The 17054-nt window shown below is 40.9% G+C and carries 14 protein-coding genes; 6 read left to right on the top strand and 8 right to left on the bottom strand.

Annotated elements, in window-relative coordinates; genetic code table 11:
- Positions 1-5: 5 nt before the first annotated feature.
- From B3P16_RS17525 to B3P16_RS17515, 3 genes are all read right to left on the bottom strand, one after another.
- Positions 6-1796, bottom strand: coding sequence for an ABC transporter ATP-binding protein (locus B3P16_RS17525; protein WP_286843738.1), 1791 nt, complete (start codon positions 1794-1796; stop codon positions 6-8).
- A 240-nt stretch (positions 1797-2036) separates the two neighbouring features.
- A complete protein-coding gene (locus B3P16_RS17520) occupies positions 2037-2831 on the bottom strand; it encodes a S1/P1 nuclease (protein WP_286843736.1) in 795 nt (264 codons plus the stop codon).
- A gap of 122 nt (positions 2832-2953) precedes the next feature.
- A complete protein-coding gene (locus tag B3P16_RS17515) occupies positions 2954-3415 on the bottom strand; it encodes a DUF4268 domain-containing protein (protein WP_070568910.1) in 462 nt (153 codons plus the stop codon).
- A 103-nt stretch (positions 3416-3518) separates the two neighbouring features.
- Here B3P16_RS17515 and B3P16_RS17510 point away from each other — a divergent pair, with 103 nt between their 5' ends.
- Positions 3519-4049 carry a lipocalin family protein gene (locus B3P16_RS17510; RefSeq protein WP_070569098.1) on the top strand — a complete coding sequence of 177 codons (531 nt, stop codon included), beginning with the start codon at positions 3519-3521 and terminating at the stop codon, positions 4047-4049.
- A gap of 18 nt (positions 4050-4067) precedes the next feature.
- Here B3P16_RS17510 and B3P16_RS17505 read toward each other — a convergent pair whose 3' ends face one another.
- Together B3P16_RS17505 and B3P16_RS17500 are read right to left on the bottom strand one after the other, a co-directional pair.
- Positions 4068-4373, bottom strand: a complete 306-nt coding sequence (locus tag B3P16_RS17505; protein WP_046673578.1) for a hypothetical protein — start codon at positions 4371-4373, stop codon at positions 4068-4070.
- 152 nt (positions 4374-4525) lie between these two features.
- Positions 4526-5830 (bottom strand): ammonium transporter, encoded by a 1305-nt coding sequence (locus tag B3P16_RS17500; RefSeq protein WP_046673579.1) that lies wholly within the window; start codon positions 5828-5830, stop codon positions 4526-4528.
- Between the two features lie 290 nt (positions 5831-6120).
- On the opposite strand from B3P16_RS17500, the gene B3P16_RS17495 reads away from it, so the two are divergent.
- Entirely contained in the window at positions 6121-7173 is a 1053-nt protein-coding gene (locus B3P16_RS17495; protein ID WP_286843734.1) for an outer membrane beta-barrel protein, read from the top strand.
- Positions 7174-7333: 160 nt separating this feature from the next.
- Here B3P16_RS17495 and B3P16_RS17490 read toward each other — a convergent pair whose 3' ends face one another.
- Positions 7334-8713 (bottom strand): OmpA family protein, encoded by a 1380-nt coding sequence (locus B3P16_RS17490; RefSeq protein WP_286843732.1) that lies wholly within the window; start codon positions 8711-8713, stop codon positions 7334-7336.
- A 70-nt stretch (positions 8714-8783) separates the two neighbouring features.
- Entirely contained in the window at positions 8784-9197 is a 414-nt protein-coding gene (locus tag B3P16_RS17485) for an NUDIX hydrolase (protein ID WP_286843730.1), read from the bottom strand.
- Positions 9198-9475: 278 nt separating this feature from the next.
- Here B3P16_RS17485 and B3P16_RS17480 point away from each other — a divergent pair, with 278 nt between their 5' ends.
- Positions 9476-10495 (top strand): L,D-transpeptidase, encoded by a 1020-nt coding sequence (locus tag B3P16_RS17480; protein ID WP_286843728.1) that lies wholly within the window; start codon positions 9476-9478, stop codon positions 10493-10495.
- Between the two features lie 82 nt (positions 10496-10577).
- On the top strand, positions 10578-11339 hold the full coding sequence (locus B3P16_RS17475; RefSeq protein WP_286843727.1) for a murein L,D-transpeptidase catalytic domain family protein: 762 nt from the start codon (positions 10578-10580) through the stop codon (positions 11337-11339).
- 88 nt (positions 11340-11427) lie between these two features.
- Here the strand turns inward: B3P16_RS17475 and B3P16_RS17470 are convergent, their stop codons facing one another.
- Positions 11428-12126 (bottom strand): prolyl oligopeptidase family serine peptidase, encoded by a 699-nt coding sequence (locus tag B3P16_RS17470; RefSeq protein ID WP_286843725.1) that lies wholly within the window; start codon positions 12124-12126, stop codon positions 11428-11430.
- Between the two features lie 246 nt (positions 12127-12372).
- Here B3P16_RS17470 and B3P16_RS17465 point away from each other — a divergent pair, with 246 nt between their 5' ends.
- Together B3P16_RS17465 and B3P16_RS17460 are read left to right on the top strand one after the other, a co-directional pair.
- Complete coding sequence (locus tag B3P16_RS17465; RefSeq protein ID WP_286843723.1) at positions 12373-13578, top strand: metallophosphoesterase family protein; 1206 nt, start codon at positions 12373-12375, stop codon at positions 13576-13578.
- Positions 13579-13581: 3 nt separating this feature from the next.
- Positions 13582-16620, top strand: coding sequence for an AAA family ATPase (locus tag B3P16_RS17460; RefSeq protein ID WP_286843721.1), 3039 nt, complete (start codon positions 13582-13584; stop codon positions 16618-16620).
- The last annotated feature ends 434 nt before the right edge of the window (positions 16621-17054 follow it).

Here is a 17054-nt window from a genome sequence, read left to right as displayed (position 1 = left end):
ATCCCCTATCTTTTATCTGCTTGTAATGTTCTGCTTATTTTACTCAGGTTTAAGCTGTTGGCCATTGCCGAGAAAATATCATAATAGGTTCCTTTATGTGCGTAAAGATCTTCATGTTGTCCTTTCTCCACCACCATCCCCTTTTCCATGACCACAATAGCATTGGAATCGATGATCTGGGAGATACTGTGGGAAACGATAATCACTGTACGGTCTTTCTTTATGGCATCCAAACTATTTTTAATCTGTTCGGTCGCAATGGCGTCCAAATTAGCCGTAGGCTCGTCGAGAAAAATAATCGGTGGATTTTTTAAAAACAAACGAGCTATAGCGATCCGCTGCTGCTGCCCCCCTGACAGCGATTGCGCATCTGAATCGTAACCTTTGGGCAAATCCATAATCTGCTCATGGATATAGGCCTTTTTGGCCGCTTCAATGATCTCTCCCCCGGAACTTCCCATTTTACCATATTCAATATTTTCAAAGATAGTTCCTTTAAAAATATGATTCCGTTGCAATACCATACCGATATGTCGACGGAGAAACGCTGTATCGTATTTTGCCAAGTCTACCCCATCCAAAAAAATTTGCCCACTGGTGGGTTCATAAAATTTATCCAATAAGTTGATAATCGTACTTTTCCCGGCTCCACTCAGCCCCACTAATGCCGTAATTTCATTTGGCTTGATCTCAAAATTTACATCCTTTAAAGCAACCGTCCCATTCGGATATTCAAAAAATACATTCCGTAATGCCAAATGTCCTTTTATCTGTGCCGGCTTATAATCTCCCTTTGATTCTATATACTCGTCAGATTCCAAAATTTCAAAGAAAGATTCCGAATAGACCAGGGCATCGTTTACCTCATCATAAATCCGGTGCAGCTGACGAATCGGCGCCGAAACGTTATTAAATAACATAATATGAAACATAATCGCACCAATGGTAATTTGGCCGGAGAGAACAAGATAGGCCGTTAAAACAATAATTATCACAACGGCAATCTGTTCTACGAAATTTTTAATGCTATCGTAAAAAAAACTTGTTTTTCGAGTTTCCATTTGATTCTCAGTCATTTCATATTGAATCTTTTCATGACGTTTCGCTTCTTCTGGCTCTCGAACGAAAGACTTAATTACCAAAATTGAATCGATCAAACTAATGATCCGATTATTTTTCGACTCCCGGTATTTGCGCATCTGCCTCCTAAAGCCCGTCAATCTGGAGGCTTGGGTCTGACTAATATAAAGATACAAGGGAATAACAGCCAATCCCACTAGACCTACGTATACATTAGCGTAGAACATACAGATTAATGCAATGATTGCATTGGCAAACAAAGGCAGAATATCAATAAAGAAATTTTGGACCAGACGTGTCAACGAACTGATCCCGGCATCTATCCGGGTAGCCAATTTTCCACTTTCATTGTCGCTTGAGGTATAGAAGGCTAACTTATAGGTTAAAATGCGGTTTACAATGGATTGAGAAAAGTCACGTGCGATATAAATGCGAAGTTTCTCCCCGTAAAATTTCTGACCAAATTGCACAAAAGCGTAGACTATTTCTTTAATTAGTAAAATAATACTAATTATACCAACAAGATACATGCCTTTCGATAAAGGCTCCTTGGCGACCATCAGCTCATTAATTTGATCGACGGTATAACGTAAAATAAAAGCGTTTATTTGCGCCGCGAAAGACCCCACTACCGTTAATAGCAACGTATAAATAATCAGCCGACGATAAGGTTTGGCAAAGGGAACAATTTTCTTAAATAATTGTGGGATAGTCATTGAAATCGATTTAATACACAGGAAACAATTAAGCTACGGACATTGTTTAACTGAAAGCATACAATCAATTTGATCGCAACGTCGGGCTGACCTAAATTAGGAAGATATCCAAACTGTGAGGCCAGCTTCTTTGATAAGCGAATAACTTAAACGGTACTGTAAGGAATACGTCTGGCATGACACAAACAGGGCTATCCATTTTGGATAGCCCTGTTTGTGTCAAATAGTAGCCCCGCTACATTAACCAAAAATCCGATTTAACACTTTGGCAAGGCGTAAACCACCTTTGAGCATACATTGCTCCATAATATCTTTGTTTTGATAGACATAAGTGTATGATAAATTGGCATTATTAGCTACGTCAGCGTAAATCTTTTCAGCTAATTGATTTGATTCATACAACCAATTCGAGAGTTCTCCAGCCGCTAACTGCGTATTCTCTTTTTTATTGTTCACATCTAAAACAGTTGCAAACTCGGTATAACTATACTTCTCATTATCAACCAAATCGCTATCCCATACACGATGAATATTCGATTTTTTTCCAAACCAGCTTACTTCAATCTTATTGCCTCCCTGATCCTCAGCACGACTAACGTGCATGGGTTGATGCGCATCGCCCAAAATATGGATCAAGAAATACAGGTTTTGCTTTTGCTGATCCATTGGAAGAGTTTTATCTGCAAACGACTTCTCAATACGTAGCGCTGTCTTATAAAGATTCTCGTCGGCTGAACTTTCCAAACCCAATTGAAAATCAGCCCAGGGTAAATTCGAGTTTAAATTGATAAAATGGGAATTTCCCAGTTTTTTAAATTCAGGATTGGGATCTGATTTAATAAAATCTCCCCAGTTGGCCCAATAAGCCAGTTTCTGTTTTCCAATAATTTTCCCTATATTTTTTTTGGCTTTTTTTGTCAAATGGCGTTCCGCAATTTCGGCCACGACACGATGTCCCGTTGTACCCCACGCAAATACCGAAGAAAGCTGAAAACACATTGCCATTGCCAGCAAACCCTTAATCATTTTTTTCATTAGATTGTTGTTTTAAATGATGACGAAGTTCTTACCTGTAAAAAACGCTGTTCTCTTCACAAACTGGGGTTGAAAAGCGGAATCAAACCTGTAATAACTCATCTTACTATACTAAATGTTAATTATTTGAAAATATCGAAGGTATACTTCGCTGAGGACCAAAACTCATCCAGCGCAATTATTCGAGGCTTAAAAAAAGAAATGAGCTCAGCCCAGTCTGTCTCTTTAAAAACGCTGTAACCTGTTAAGCTTGTGTAGATCCGACAAATCGGTTTCCCATATTCGTCCGTTCCGTCCATGTCCCAAATCCACTCCTCTTCAAGAAGATCCTGCAACAACGCTTTAAACTGAAAAAATTGTTCTGCCATCAATGCCCTCAGTCCAGCATCAGGTTGTGACCACTGTATCGCAACAGTTGCCACTTTGTTATCCGCATCCATTTTGAAGTATAAATGCTTAATGCCTGTCTTGTAGTTGATCCAATTTACCTTATCCCCATCTGCAGAAGTATGTAAAGCCATAAATTGGCCAAACTTCGTCCAGAATAACTGTTTTAATTGTTTTATCTCTTCCCTTGAATACACCGATACAAATTTTAGTCAACAAAATTAGCAAAATAGCGCGGTATGTCTAAACCTTATTGGTATCAAAATTGTTGTTTTAACAATATATATTCGAAAGATGAACATGGATAAGAAAAAATCACTGTTACTGTTAGCTGGCGTCGCACTTAGCGCTGTGGCCTATAATGCCTTTAAGCCCGTCATCTCGCGACCTGACGTCGTCGATCCGTTTGACTTGGATAAATACCTTGGAAAATGGTATGAAATAGCTAGACTCGATTTTTATTGGGAAAAAGGCTTAAGTCAAGTTTCGGCAGAATACAGCAAAAATAAAAATGGTACAATACGTGTCAATAACCAAGGGTACTCCGAAGACAAAGAACGCTGGAAACAGTCTATCGGAAAAGCTAAATTTGTCAACAGCCCCAATGAAGGTGCACTTAAAGTGTCGTTCTTTGGACCGTTTTACAGTGGCTATAATATCGTAAAAATAACATCGGATTATAAATATGCACTTATTTTTGGAGACAACCTCGACTATATGTGGATTTTGGGCCGTGAAAGGGAAATTCCAGATAAAATAAGAAATGAATTTTTAACCTATGCCCTCCAATGTGGATATAAAACAGGAGATCTTGTGTGGACCAAGCACTAATCCTGTATAGATCAAACCTTAGTTAAAGATAGGGGCCAATAGCTGATAGTTTAACGTCTTGTCCTGCGAGAGCACATCGGCGATTTCTTCAATATCCTCTGGGGTAATTGCATTTCTAATACCTGCATTGTAAAGGTTCGTAAGGAAAAATGCAGCTTCACGTTTTTCGTTAAGCGGCAAAATTGAACTCCCGACATAGAAATTTAATACAGATACAGCATATTCGCCAAACAGGTTAAAACCGAAATCACCATTTTTCTGGAGGCAATAACGCATCATTTTTTCAAAATCAGAACGCAAAGTATCTTTAATCTCAGTAGTCATTGAACATCTTTTTAGAGGCATAGTTGCCGAAAATAGTGTATAACAACATACACTCTTCTCCTGGCAGGACAAAAATGCAAAAAATATCCCAAACAATGTACCGCGAAGCAGTAGATTGTTTGGGATAAATGGAGCGTTATGCCACGAATGGTTTACAATGCTTCTGCATGTTGAGAAACATCCAAGCCAAGCTCTTCATCTGTTTCTTCGACGCGCAATGGAGCGATAAGATCGGTGATCTTCAATAGTACCAATGAACCCACGAAGGCAAAAAATGACACCGCAAATAACGCGACCATATGGACAAAAAACAATTTCGTCTCGCCAAAAAATAGGCCATTGTCCACAACAAGCGGATTAACATTATGGTGAGCAAACACACCGGTAAGTACCATACCAACCATACCGCCTACCCCGTGACAAGGGAACACATCCAACGTATCGTCTATACTTGTTTTGCTTCTCAGATATACAACCAGATTACTAACCAAAGCACCAACCAAACCAATGATCATCGCATGTGGAATACTGACAAAACCAGCTGCTGGAGTAATTGCAACCAAACCAACAACAGCACCGATACATGCCCCCATTGCTGAAGGTTTTTTTCCACGTATGATATCAACAAATATCCATGCCATCGCGGCCATAGCCGATGCTGTAGTTGTGGTCGCAAAAGCATATGCTGCCAACGAATTTGCTCCACCGGCAGAACCGGCATTAAATCCAAACCAGCCAAACCATAAAAGTGCTGTACCCAAGATCACGTAGCTTATACGTGCTGGATTATGACTTTGTGTCTTACGTCCTTTTAAATAAATAGCAGCTGCCAACGCCGCCCAACCAGCCGACATGTGTACAACTGTACCACCGGCAAAATCAAGAACACCAAATTTTGCCAATATACCTTCTGGGTGCCAAGTAGCATGTGCCAATGGCATATAAATAAAAATACTGAACAGGATTATGAATAACATAAATGAATTAAAACGGATACGTTCTGCAAAAGCCCCAGTAATTAATGCCGGTGTAATAATCGCAAACTTCAATTGAAACATGGCAAACAAAACCAAAGGTATAGTGGGAAGCGCTCCCCAAGCAACATTCCCTAATGTACCTTTCATCATAAAAAATGTACGCGGATCACCCACAATACCACCGATATCATCGCCGAAAGCTAAACTAAAGCCAACAATGACCCAAAGGATTGTCATTAAACACATACATATAAAGCTTTGCATCATCGTTGAAATTACATTCTTCTTGCTAACCATACCGCCGTAAAAAAAGGCAAGTCCAGGTGTCATAATCAACACCAATGCAGAAGAAGTCAACAACCAGGCCGTATCTCCCGTATCAAATTCTGTCTTGTTTAAGTCAGACAAGTCAATCGAGGGAAATACAAGTCCTAATACTCCCAAAAGAACTAGAACAATGAGTGGAATAATTTTTTTCATTTGTTTAAACTGATTAGTGTTTTCAATACATTAATAAAATTGTTAAAAAAATACAAGAACAAAACAAAAACCTACTTTCGCTTATAATTTTTTCAAATATAAAGTCTTTTTATTAAAAAAATACCATGTTATTTTATTTTTTATGATTTTTTTTACATAATTTCACAAAAACAAATACAAAAACCACAATAATCACTTAATTTTTCAACCAAAAACCAAAAACAACAAGCAAAACAAAGATAATTACACCTAAAAACATCAAACAAATCAAACTTAAACCCAAAAAAAACATGAAAAGACTTCTAACAACCATCATCCTGTCGACATTTCTAATAAAAACAGCCACGTGCCAAGAAGAAACAAAAGAAAAAGGAATAGAAATATCCGGATCAGTGGACACCTATTGGAAATATGATTTTCAAAACAAACCCAACATCAACACCTATTTTACGGAAGACAACAACTCTGTGTCTATTGGCATGGTGGATCTGGCTGTAAAAAAGAAGTTTAAAAAAGCATCATTTGTCGGAGAATTATCTTTTGGGCCCAGAGGACAGTATCGATCCATTATTAACGGTGATGGCCAGGCCGGCGATGACAAAAACAGTTTCCACATCCAAAATTTATATGTAGGCTATGATCTAACCGAGAAGCTCAATCTTACTGCAGGATTCATGGGAACATTTGTGGGTTTTGAAGTAATATCGCCCACATACAACTTTCATTATTCAACTTCCTATTTATTTGGCGCCGGCCCCTTTCAAGACGCAGGTTTAAAAGCTACCTATAGTTTCTCAGACAAAGTAGCCTTAATGGTCGGACTATTTAACGACTGGAACGTCTATCAAGATATGAACGGAGTTTCCCATGTCGGATCACAACTGGCCTATACCCCCAATGACAAAAGCAGCTTCTATCTCAATTTTCTGACAGGATCGTCCGCTGGCGGTAAAAACAATTACAGTTCCGGGACCTTGGTCGATCTCGTTGCCAATTATGACTTCACCTCGAAATTTTTCCTTGGATTAAATGCTACAAATTATAAAAAGAGAGATGGTGGCGGTTACTCTGGAATAGCACTTTATCCAAGAATTCATTTTTCAGAAAATTTTGGTCTAGGATTACGCGAAGAGTTTTTCCAAACGCATAAAGAGGAAGAAAATGGAATCCCTAGCTCCAATATCCTCGCAACCACCTTAACAGCAGAATACAATTACCATGGATTCAAATTTATTCCCGAAATCAGAATTGACAAAGGAAATACCGAACGATTCATCAAGAACGACTTAAGCCCAACTAAATCTGCAGGACAATTTCTATTGGCCTGTGTATACAGTTTCTAAAGAGCATTCCATTACACCAAAGAAAAGGGCAAGTTACACTGCAATGCCCCCAAAAGCGAGACACTTTCTGGGGGCATTTTTATGAGAAAAAACATAGTTTGGAATTCAAACTTAGTCTTGTCGATCGGATCGTTCAAGGTTATTGTTCAGCAAAAAACACTTACCGTACACTTATCGAAACATGCCGATCCATAATACGATCGGATTCGGGCGCATCTGCCTTATACTTGGCAAACTGTGAACCGTACCCCTCTGCACCGATTACCTGTTTGGAAAGCTGCTCTTTACCCAGGTAATCCTTTACAGCTGTTGCGCGCTCAAGCGATAACTTTTTATTAAAATCCTCATTACCTGTTTTGTCGGTATAACCACCGATCTTAATATTGGCTGCAGGAAAAGCCTTTAATATCGCCGCAAGATTACGCAGTTGCACCTGGCTTTCAGGCAACACCTCGGCTGTACCTGTTTTGAAATTCAGGTTATCGAAATCAAACCAGGTATTTTTCAGGGAATCCTCACCGATCGACTTATAATCGGATTTTAGAAATTGGACCAACTGATCTTCTATCCCGCCTTTAAATGCAGCAAGTTTGACACCATCTGGCAAGATGACCTCCGTCTGCTCGCGCTCCACTACACTGGAACCTGTTTTCATCGTACTTGAATCCACCATTGCACTGTTCACACTGGTGTCGGTAGCACCGTCTTGCTTACTGCCACTGCAGCCTTTTCCAAATAAAAACCAGAGTAGAGCCAATATAACCAAGGCGATTAAAATCTTCCACCAACCGCCACCGGAACCGCTTCTGGAACTGTTTTCAGCTATTGCTGCCCGCGACTCGCCTGTTCTCGGCAATGACAAAGGCTCTTTATGTGCTTCCAACTCATTTGCTGGATTAATGGAGCTTGGCTTATGACTATCGACCTCCCTGACAACATCGGCAGGAACTGCAGGTTCAGTCACCGACTCCGCAGGTGGAGAAAAATGCGCCCCATCGAAAAGCTTTCCAAAGGCACCTAAACCTAAACCCGCTGGCACAGCAGCAGCAAAAGCTGTTTTATTTTCCTGCAAAACATGACCGATACGTTCAAAATCCCAATTTTGTCCCTTATTTGTTAAACTGGAGAATATCGCTGGCAGAGAAAAGTTCATTAATTTCCCAATGGAACTACCATCATAGCCCAAATAACCGGCAACGGTACTCAAAACGGTATCAAGGCCACCACCAAATATTGATCCCAGTAGCCCAGCCGAATTCTCACCTTCCACCGCACGAGCCCCTGCAGACTCATCCGCGTTTGTCACACCGCCGAGAAGACCTTTGAGATCAAAATCCGCGAAATGCTGCTTGGCCTTTTCAAGTATTGCCGAAATTCCACCGGAATCGGAATGTTGGCTTAAACCTAAAAACAAGGCGGGAATTGTTGCATTCAACCCCTGCTTCACCCCCTCTTTATCCTGGTTTAAAACTTGCCCTATCTGAGCGACCGCTTCTTCGTCAAAAAAGTCCTTCGCCCCTTTTAAAAGCTGATTTTCCATAATCTTCGTTTATTTTTAGTTTTTATAAAACTCTAACAAACAAAGGTTTAATTTGTTTACTCAATACGATTTACTGATCAAAATCACCCGAAAGCCATTTCGGAAGAACAAACTCGGATGCCAAATGAGCCCATCGGTAGTTCTGCCAATTAGCTTTACTGATCCACAGCGCTTCGTCCAGCTCTTCGTAAGCCTCAAATGCATGACGCTCTGCCAGTTTAATTAAATAGATATAGCCCACGACAACCGTATTAAGTTCATTTACGGCTTGCGTACTGTGGCTTCCGATAAACCGTATTTCCATCCCGCCCACGTCATACTGAAGCTCCTCCTTGAGTTCGCGAATTAAGGTCTCCTCACGGCTTTCTTCCGGAGCTACCTTCCCGCCGGGCAGCTGAAAATAGCTAGAACCTTTTTTACGAACCATCAGCAAATCTCCTTCCGGGGCAAGCATCACCCCCGAGCAAATAACAATTTTGTCCATATCACTTATTTCACACTGATTATTTCAGACCACAAAACTAACTTTTTATCATCAGCTAAGAAATATATCCGACGAACGTCAACACAGTCCTTCAGCACTACATTTAACCTAAATTAACTACCGCTGCAGTAGCTGACCCTTGAATAGTTCTTCAAGTACACAAAAGGAATAGCTAAAGGTTTAACGGTAATTCTTTTTCTTTCAACTGCAATAAAATTGCAAATAATAAACTAATTATCTAAGTTTAAGGTATAAAACGATAATCTATACATCCATATATGAATCGAAGATTAACCTGTTTCATACTAAGCATGTTGTTTCTATTGCCGGGATGCCGGCAAGATAAGAAAAACACAACAAAGACCAATCAGCAAACTGAACAGCGAAAACCTACACCTCCTAAAGAGCAGGTTGAGAAGAAAAAAGTATTTACGGCTGATGATATTATTCTTAAAAAAGAGCTGCTTTACAACAAATACACCCTGGAGGACAGTTATCCCTACAAAGATACCACGCGAGGTTTTCAATGGGATAAAATCAAGGAACGCCTGGCTTTTATCGAAAATTTTCAACAGACGCCATCGCTGTACGGCGTTCTACAAAATTATCAAAATGAAAAGGGCGAAGCGCCAACAATCCAGAATTATAAGCGGGACTCTTATAAACGCGTGTCCGACAGTTTCAATGTCGAACGCTATCAAGCGGCACCACTCTACGATCTTAACAGCGCCAAGGCCGTTCGTTATGGTCGGGATGGCTGGCTCGTTCGCGTACAAGGTCCAGACAGCACCGCACGGATTCCGATTGAGGGTATTTCATTCGAAGGAAAATATACCGTACCCAAAAGATATCTTCGCATCATTAGCGATACCGTACAGTTCAACATTATCAATGTTGTCGATGTGAAGAACCAAAATATCTGCACCATGGAGAAGGTCGGTAAGGAATGGCTTGTCCGAAGCATGAACCCCGTGACGAGTGGCCGACACAAACCTCCCCATGCCCAAGAAACACCGACAGGCCTCTTTGTGGTCCAGGAACACAAATCCAAGATGTTTTATTACGAAGACGGTACCAAAACTTATGCCGGATTCGCCCCCTATGCTACCCGATTTACCGCCGGAGCCTATATACATGGGGTGCCAGTTAACAATCCCAATGGCAGCATCATTGAATATAGTGAGAGTCTGGGCACAATACCCAAGTCCCATATGTGCGTCAGAAATGCGTCATCTCACGCTCAATTTGTCTATAAACGGTCAAAAGACCTCGCTTCGCTGGTTGTTGTTATTGATTAACAATATTTAACATTCTGTAAATCAAATATGTATTAACTTTAATCATTAATTTTGTAAACATCTACACAGAAAAGGGAGAAGAATGGGAAATACGTTTATGTTTCTTTTGATGGCACTTAATACAGCACTGTCCTCACAAGAAGAATTAAAAACAACAAATCAACACACCACCAGCACTCATCGTATCAATGTCGAACGTCAACACACCGAAGTTGACTCGTTGTATGATGAAATGAATCTAGGCAAAGTATTAAAATACGAAGCGTTTCGTCAAGCAATGGAAGGCAGAAAAGAACTTCCGATCCACAACAAGGACATCATGACCGTCATCGATTTTTCATTGGCATCAACGGAAAAGAGGCTTGTGGTACTCGATCTTGCGCACAAAAAAGTACTATTCAACACGCTGGTCGCACATGGAAAAAATAGCGGTGAAAACTATGCCGTCAATTTTTCAAATCAACAGGAGTCACTTAAAAGTTCTTTAGGATTCTTTACAACAGAAAACACCTACAATGGCGAGAACGGCTACTCTTTGGTGTTAAATGGTCTTGAAGAAGGGATAAATGACAATGCAAAAGCACGATATGTTGTGATGCATGGCGCCGACTACTGTAGCACAGGAACAATAGCAAGTTTAGGCAGACTTGGCAAAAGCTACGGCTGCCCCGCGGTTCCAAGGGAATTTGCAGGTCCAATCATTAACACAATCAAAGATGGAACGTTGTTGTTTATTTATGCAGACAACTCCGAATACCTCGCAAAAACACGTTTGATCCATCAACCCAATATATTAATGGCTCAATTTCAAAAAAGACAGTCTGCCTTTGATCACGAAGGCTAATAACAAAAAAGCCTGATAGAAATATTTCATCAGGCTTTTTTATGTTATAAATCGCTGTCCGACAGACCACCCTCGCATTCACGCTAAGCTAAGATTTATGCTTTTTCTTAAATTTCAACATCCAATTGTAAATTGCATCGTCATGAAACAATCGTTCCACGCTTCCGTGTGTGCCCCCTTTTATTACATTTAAGCTCACATTTGCTTCCGGGTCCTCTCTTTTTATCGCATTCATAATTTTTCGGGATTCCGAAATTGGCACAGCACGATCAGCAGTACCATGATGAAGCCATATCGGCACCTGCGTCAGGTTAGATGCATACTGACTCGATCCACCACCACATATTGCAACGGCAGCAGCGACCCTTTCGGGATATTTACCAGCCACATCCATGGTGCCATAGCCTCCCATACTCATGCCGCAAACGTAAATACGGTCGGGGTCGGCATTGTAATGTTCAATAACATAGTCAACAATTTCGATTACTTTGTCTGGATCCCATCCTCCCCGGGACTGTGGTGCAACAATTATCCCAGGTACATCCTGCCCTTTATTGATGGCATACAGTACACCGTAACGCTTTACACGGTCTAAATTTGTCCCGGACAAACTTCTTCCGTGCAAAAACACAAACACAGGCTGCTTTTCAGATTCCAATGAATCCGGTGTAGCGTCTTTCAATAAAAAAGGATAAGCAGTCTCCCCTTTTATAGCGTGTATTTCCTGCGCGTTTACGCGCGTCAACAGCATAAAGAAAAAACAGATATACAGGTAAATTTTTCGCATATTTCTTGTCTATGACTATCTAGCTTAATTTTGGAGCACTAAAAATACAATTAAATGACTTTTACGGCATGCATTTAACATGTTTTAACATTTCGATTTCGAGAACATGGCCATTCAAACAAAAGAAAAGCTTCATTCCTTATTAGCACAAATTGGTCATTTGAAAGATTCCATCCAATTATAATTGCATTTCATGCCAAATTTATCTTAGTTTGTAACATTGAAGCAAAATATCCAAGCTCTCACATGAAAATATTGCATACCGCCGATTGGCATTTAGGAAAAAGATTGGACAGTTTTTCCCGGATAGATGAACAAGTACTGGTCATGGATGAAATCGTTCATATCGCAGATCGGGAAGACGTGGATCTGGTGATCATCGCAGGAGATCTGTTCGATGCCTTCAATCCAGGTGTGGAAGCCATTGAGTTATTTTACCGAACCATAAAGCGTCTTACAAAAAATGGCATGCGTCCTGTAATAGCAATCGCAGGCAATCACGATTCACCTCATTTGATTGATGCGCCCGATCCTTTGGCAAGAGCGTCGGGGATCATCTTAATCGGGCATCCTCATGCTGTGGTCACTCCTTTCGCAACAGAGGGTTTCACCGTGTTACAGTCAGATACAGGCTTCATCGAATTAAGCTTGCCGCAATTTGACTACCCGATTCGTATTGTTCACACAGCCTATGCCAATGAAATACGCTTAAAACAGTATCTAGGCGAAGAGAAAGAAAGTAAATTGAATGAAGTTTTAGCGGCAAATTGGCAAAAAATAGCCAATACCTATTGCGATGATAAAGGCGTCAATATATTGACGGCACACCTTTACATGAATAAATTGGGCAGTCCACTTTTAGAGGAGCCAGATGGCGAAAAACCGGTGAAAATTGGTAATGCAGACTTAATCTATTCAGAGGCCATCCCGCCGCAGGTCCAATACACGGCATTAGGACATCTCCATGGCTATAAAAATATCGGTTCGGCTGAGAAACCGGTGATTTATGCATCTTCGCCCCTATGTTATAGCTTTTCGGAGGCTGGGCAAACTAAATACGTTGCGTTGGTGAATGTATCGGCCGGCGAACAAGCAATTGTCGAGCGCATTCCATTGACTCAGGGCAAACCGCTGGTCAGAAAATCATTCGACGATATTGAGCAGTGTATATGCTGGTTGTCTGAAAACCCCGATGCATTGGTGGAGCTCACGTTGAAATCAGAGACCTTCTTAAAAGCCGAGGACCGCAAGCGAATCTATCAGAGCCATTCGGGAATAATCTACCTCATTCCGCTCGTTAAGCAAGATGAGCAAGAGCTGCTTGAAGCCAAAGAAATTAATCTTACACAAGACATGTCGACCTTATTCAACGATTATTTTAAATCCAAGAACGGCAACCAGGCACCCAATGATGACATCCTCGATCTTTTTCGCGAAATCCTAAACTCATAATCCATGATTCCATTACAGCTAACTCTAGAAGGGATATACTCTTATCAAGAACGTCAGACGATCGATTTCACTGCGCTTTCTCAAGCAGGTCTTTTTGGTATCTTCGGTGCTGTGGGTTCCGGCAAATCATCGATATTGGAAGCGATTACCTACGCCCTATTTGGAGAGACGGAACGTCTGAATGCACGGGATAAACGCGCTTATAACATGATGAATCTCAAGTCCAATAGATCGTATATCGAGCTTGATTTCGTCAACTTTGAAGACCGTACATTTAGAATTACCCGCGAATTTAAACGCAATTCCAAAAATTTCGATGATGTGAAATCGCCCACGGTTGTACTCTACGAAAAAATCAATGAAGCATGGGTTCCACTAGAAAGCAGCAATACACAGCATATCATCGGATTAAGCTATGAGAACTTCAAGCGGACAATCATCATTCCCCAAGGACAGTTCAAAGAATTTATAGAACTCGGCGCCAAGGAACGCACGGATATGATGAAAGAAATTTTTCAGCTGCATCGATTCGACCTGCAGGATAAAGTTTCCAACCTCTATAAAAAAAATCAGTCCGAACTGGATCACCTCAACGGTCAATTAATCGGATTTGATGAGGTCACAACCGAACTGATAGAAACGACCGAAACAAATCTCCAACTGGCAGTCGAGTCCTTTGTCGTCCTTGAGTCGTCGTACAAGGCGCACCATGAAAGGTTCTTAAACCTCAAAAAACTCAAAGAGGATTTCTTAGAACTCCGAACAGTGAAAGCACTCTTTCAGCAATTGCTAGAACAAAAAGATGAAAAAGAAACTTTACGGTTAAAGTTAAATCGCTTTGAGGAAGCGCAAACCAACTTTCTACATATTCTTAAAACCAAGGAAAAATTAGCAGCAGAAGGCCTAATTGCACAGAAAAGAGTAGAAACCGAAAAGCAGAGACAGGCCGAAATTCAACAGCTGATCCAGGAGCATTCCTCAAGTCTAAATCTGTTGAAATCACAATATGAGCTGCTACCACAGCGTCGTATTCAGGAATTGGACCTGGAATTGATAAGCCAATTGATTACGTTTTCAAATGAAATTAAGAGTTTACAGGATCGGGCGCAGAAGGGACGCAATTTTGTGCAAGAAACGAAAGATCAACAACGACATTTTAAAGCTCGAATCCAGGAGACAGAAATTCAGATCGCCAGCCTAAAGCGAGCAAAACCCTCATCTCAAGAACTCATGGAGCTGGGTCAGTGGTATACCAAGCAGCAGAGCATCCAGCAGCAGGAAGACGACCTGAACAAACAGGCCATTGATTTAGAAAAAAACATAGCCATACTGAAGAATGAACTCCATGCCTTCCATCCTGATCTCGAAGAATTCCGATCCAATCATCCTCTTGTCGTTAATGCCCTCGAGCAAAAACTTCAAGCACTCCAAGATGAAAAATCTCATCTTCTCCTGCAGCAAAGGTTGACCCAATATGCAGAAAACCTTAAAGCAGGCTCCCCGTGCCCACTATGTGGAGCTTTGGAACATCCCGCCATCAATCAAGGACAGGATATTTCTCACCAGGTTGCCGCTAATGAGAAATTGATTACTGAGACAAATGAGAACCTTAAGCACCAACAGGATCAGCAATTTCAGGTCGAGAAACTTCAGCTACGTTTGCAGTCACTAAATGATCAGCAACAAGATCTACATACGAAAATACAGCTGAATGCCCGTAACAAAATTGCGCATGCCCAACAATTTACATGGGCCGGTTACAGTCCTACGGATGAATCCAGCTACACATCAAATAAGCAGGAGCTTGCCCGGATCGAAACGCAACTAGCAAAAGTGGAGCAACAACTTGGCGAACATCAGGCTACACTCGCCTCCGTTGAGGAAAAGCTGGAGAAATACAATAAAGCACTGCATCAGTTTGAACGTGATGAAGCAAGCAAACAGGCCCAGATTAATCAAAATATGGGGAATCTAAAAACGCTGCGCTGGTCCGACTATAAAATGCGGGAGTCCGAAGCAGTCGAACAGGAATATACTGCACTGAAAAGATCGAATCTTGAAATTGAGCGCGACTACATTGCTTTAAGCGAACGATTAAATGAGTTAAACAGTCAATTTGCAGCCCAAAACAGCTTGGTACAGACCATTGTTGAACAGCTCGGACATATCGAACGTGAAAGTCAAGAGGCCGATGCCGCAATCCAGCAGCTGCTCGTAACCTCATCCTTTGACACGTTGGAAGAGATTCGGCAGATCCTCGCCGAGAATATGTCTGTCATACAGATCCGACAAGAGCTGGAGCAATTTCAGATCCAGTTTGAAACGGTGAAGACACAGATCAGTCAGTTGGAAAAGAAACTCGTCGACCAGGTATATGATGAAAACCAATATCTCGCGCAGGAAAAAATCCTGGATGAAAGCGCCCAACAATTGAAAGCAAGCACAGAAAATGTTGCCCGACTTCAACAAGAACGCGATCAGCTAAGAATCGCCTATGCTAAAAAGGAAAATCTCCTGCAACAACAGATCAAACTAAGTTTACGCCACGAGAATTTGAAACAACTTTTTAATTTATTTAAAGGAGCGGGCTTTGTGCAATATGTTTCTTCGATTTATTTACGGCAGCTGTGTGATCATGCGAACATTCGTTTCCATCGCATGACCCGCAATCAACTCAGCCTGCAGCTGAATGACAACAATGAATTTGAAATTATCGATTATTTGAACGAAGGAAAAAGTCGCAGCGTAAAAACACTGTCCGGTGGACAGGCATTTCAAGTATCCCTAAGCTTGGCTTTGGCCTTAGCAGAAAGTGTACAGTCAAATTCGCGTGCGGCTAAAAACTTCTTTTTTATCGATGAAGGCTTTGGAACACAAGATATTACTTCTGTTAACATTGTTTTCGAAACGCTATTGGATTTACACAAAGAAAACCGCATCGTCGGCATTATTTCACATGTTGAAGAGCTCAAAGAACGTATTCCAGTGTCCCTTTCGATAGAAAAGGATGAAGAGCGTGGCAGTCAAATTTTTATCAATTAACTCCGTTTTATTTTGTACATTAGTTATAGCGGTTTCGCTGAACGAGCCTGATCGCTATAACCAACAAAAACAAAAGATTATGGGCTTATTTTCAAACAACAAAAAAGGAAAAGGGTCACATCCTTTTTTTCATAAGGCGACCAAAACAGTAAGCAGCACGGCCTTTTCAGCTAAAGAAACCCGTCAAACAAGGACAATACAATCCATGCTTTTTGTCAAACAATACGATATACTAACGATCTTAAGGGAGGTTTTAATGCCGCAGAATCAAAACTAAAATTAAGCAGATTTCCATCTTCCATACTAACGTGAATGATGTTGGCCCTCCATGCAAACGTAAAGGACTATGTTTACTACGCACGATTAGTGCCTAGGTTAAAGAAAGTCTAGGTACAGCATAGCGCATAAAGCTATCAAAATTTAGCAAAACACAT

The sequence above is a fragment of the Sphingobacterium sp. UBA7631 genome, from assembly GCF_002483935.1.
GTDB lineage: Bacteria > Bacteroidota > Bacteroidia > Sphingobacteriales > Sphingobacteriaceae > Sphingobacterium > Sphingobacterium multivorum.
The sequence above is the reverse complement of the archived record's forward strand: the minus strand, read 5'-3'. Positions and strand labels throughout refer to the sequence as shown.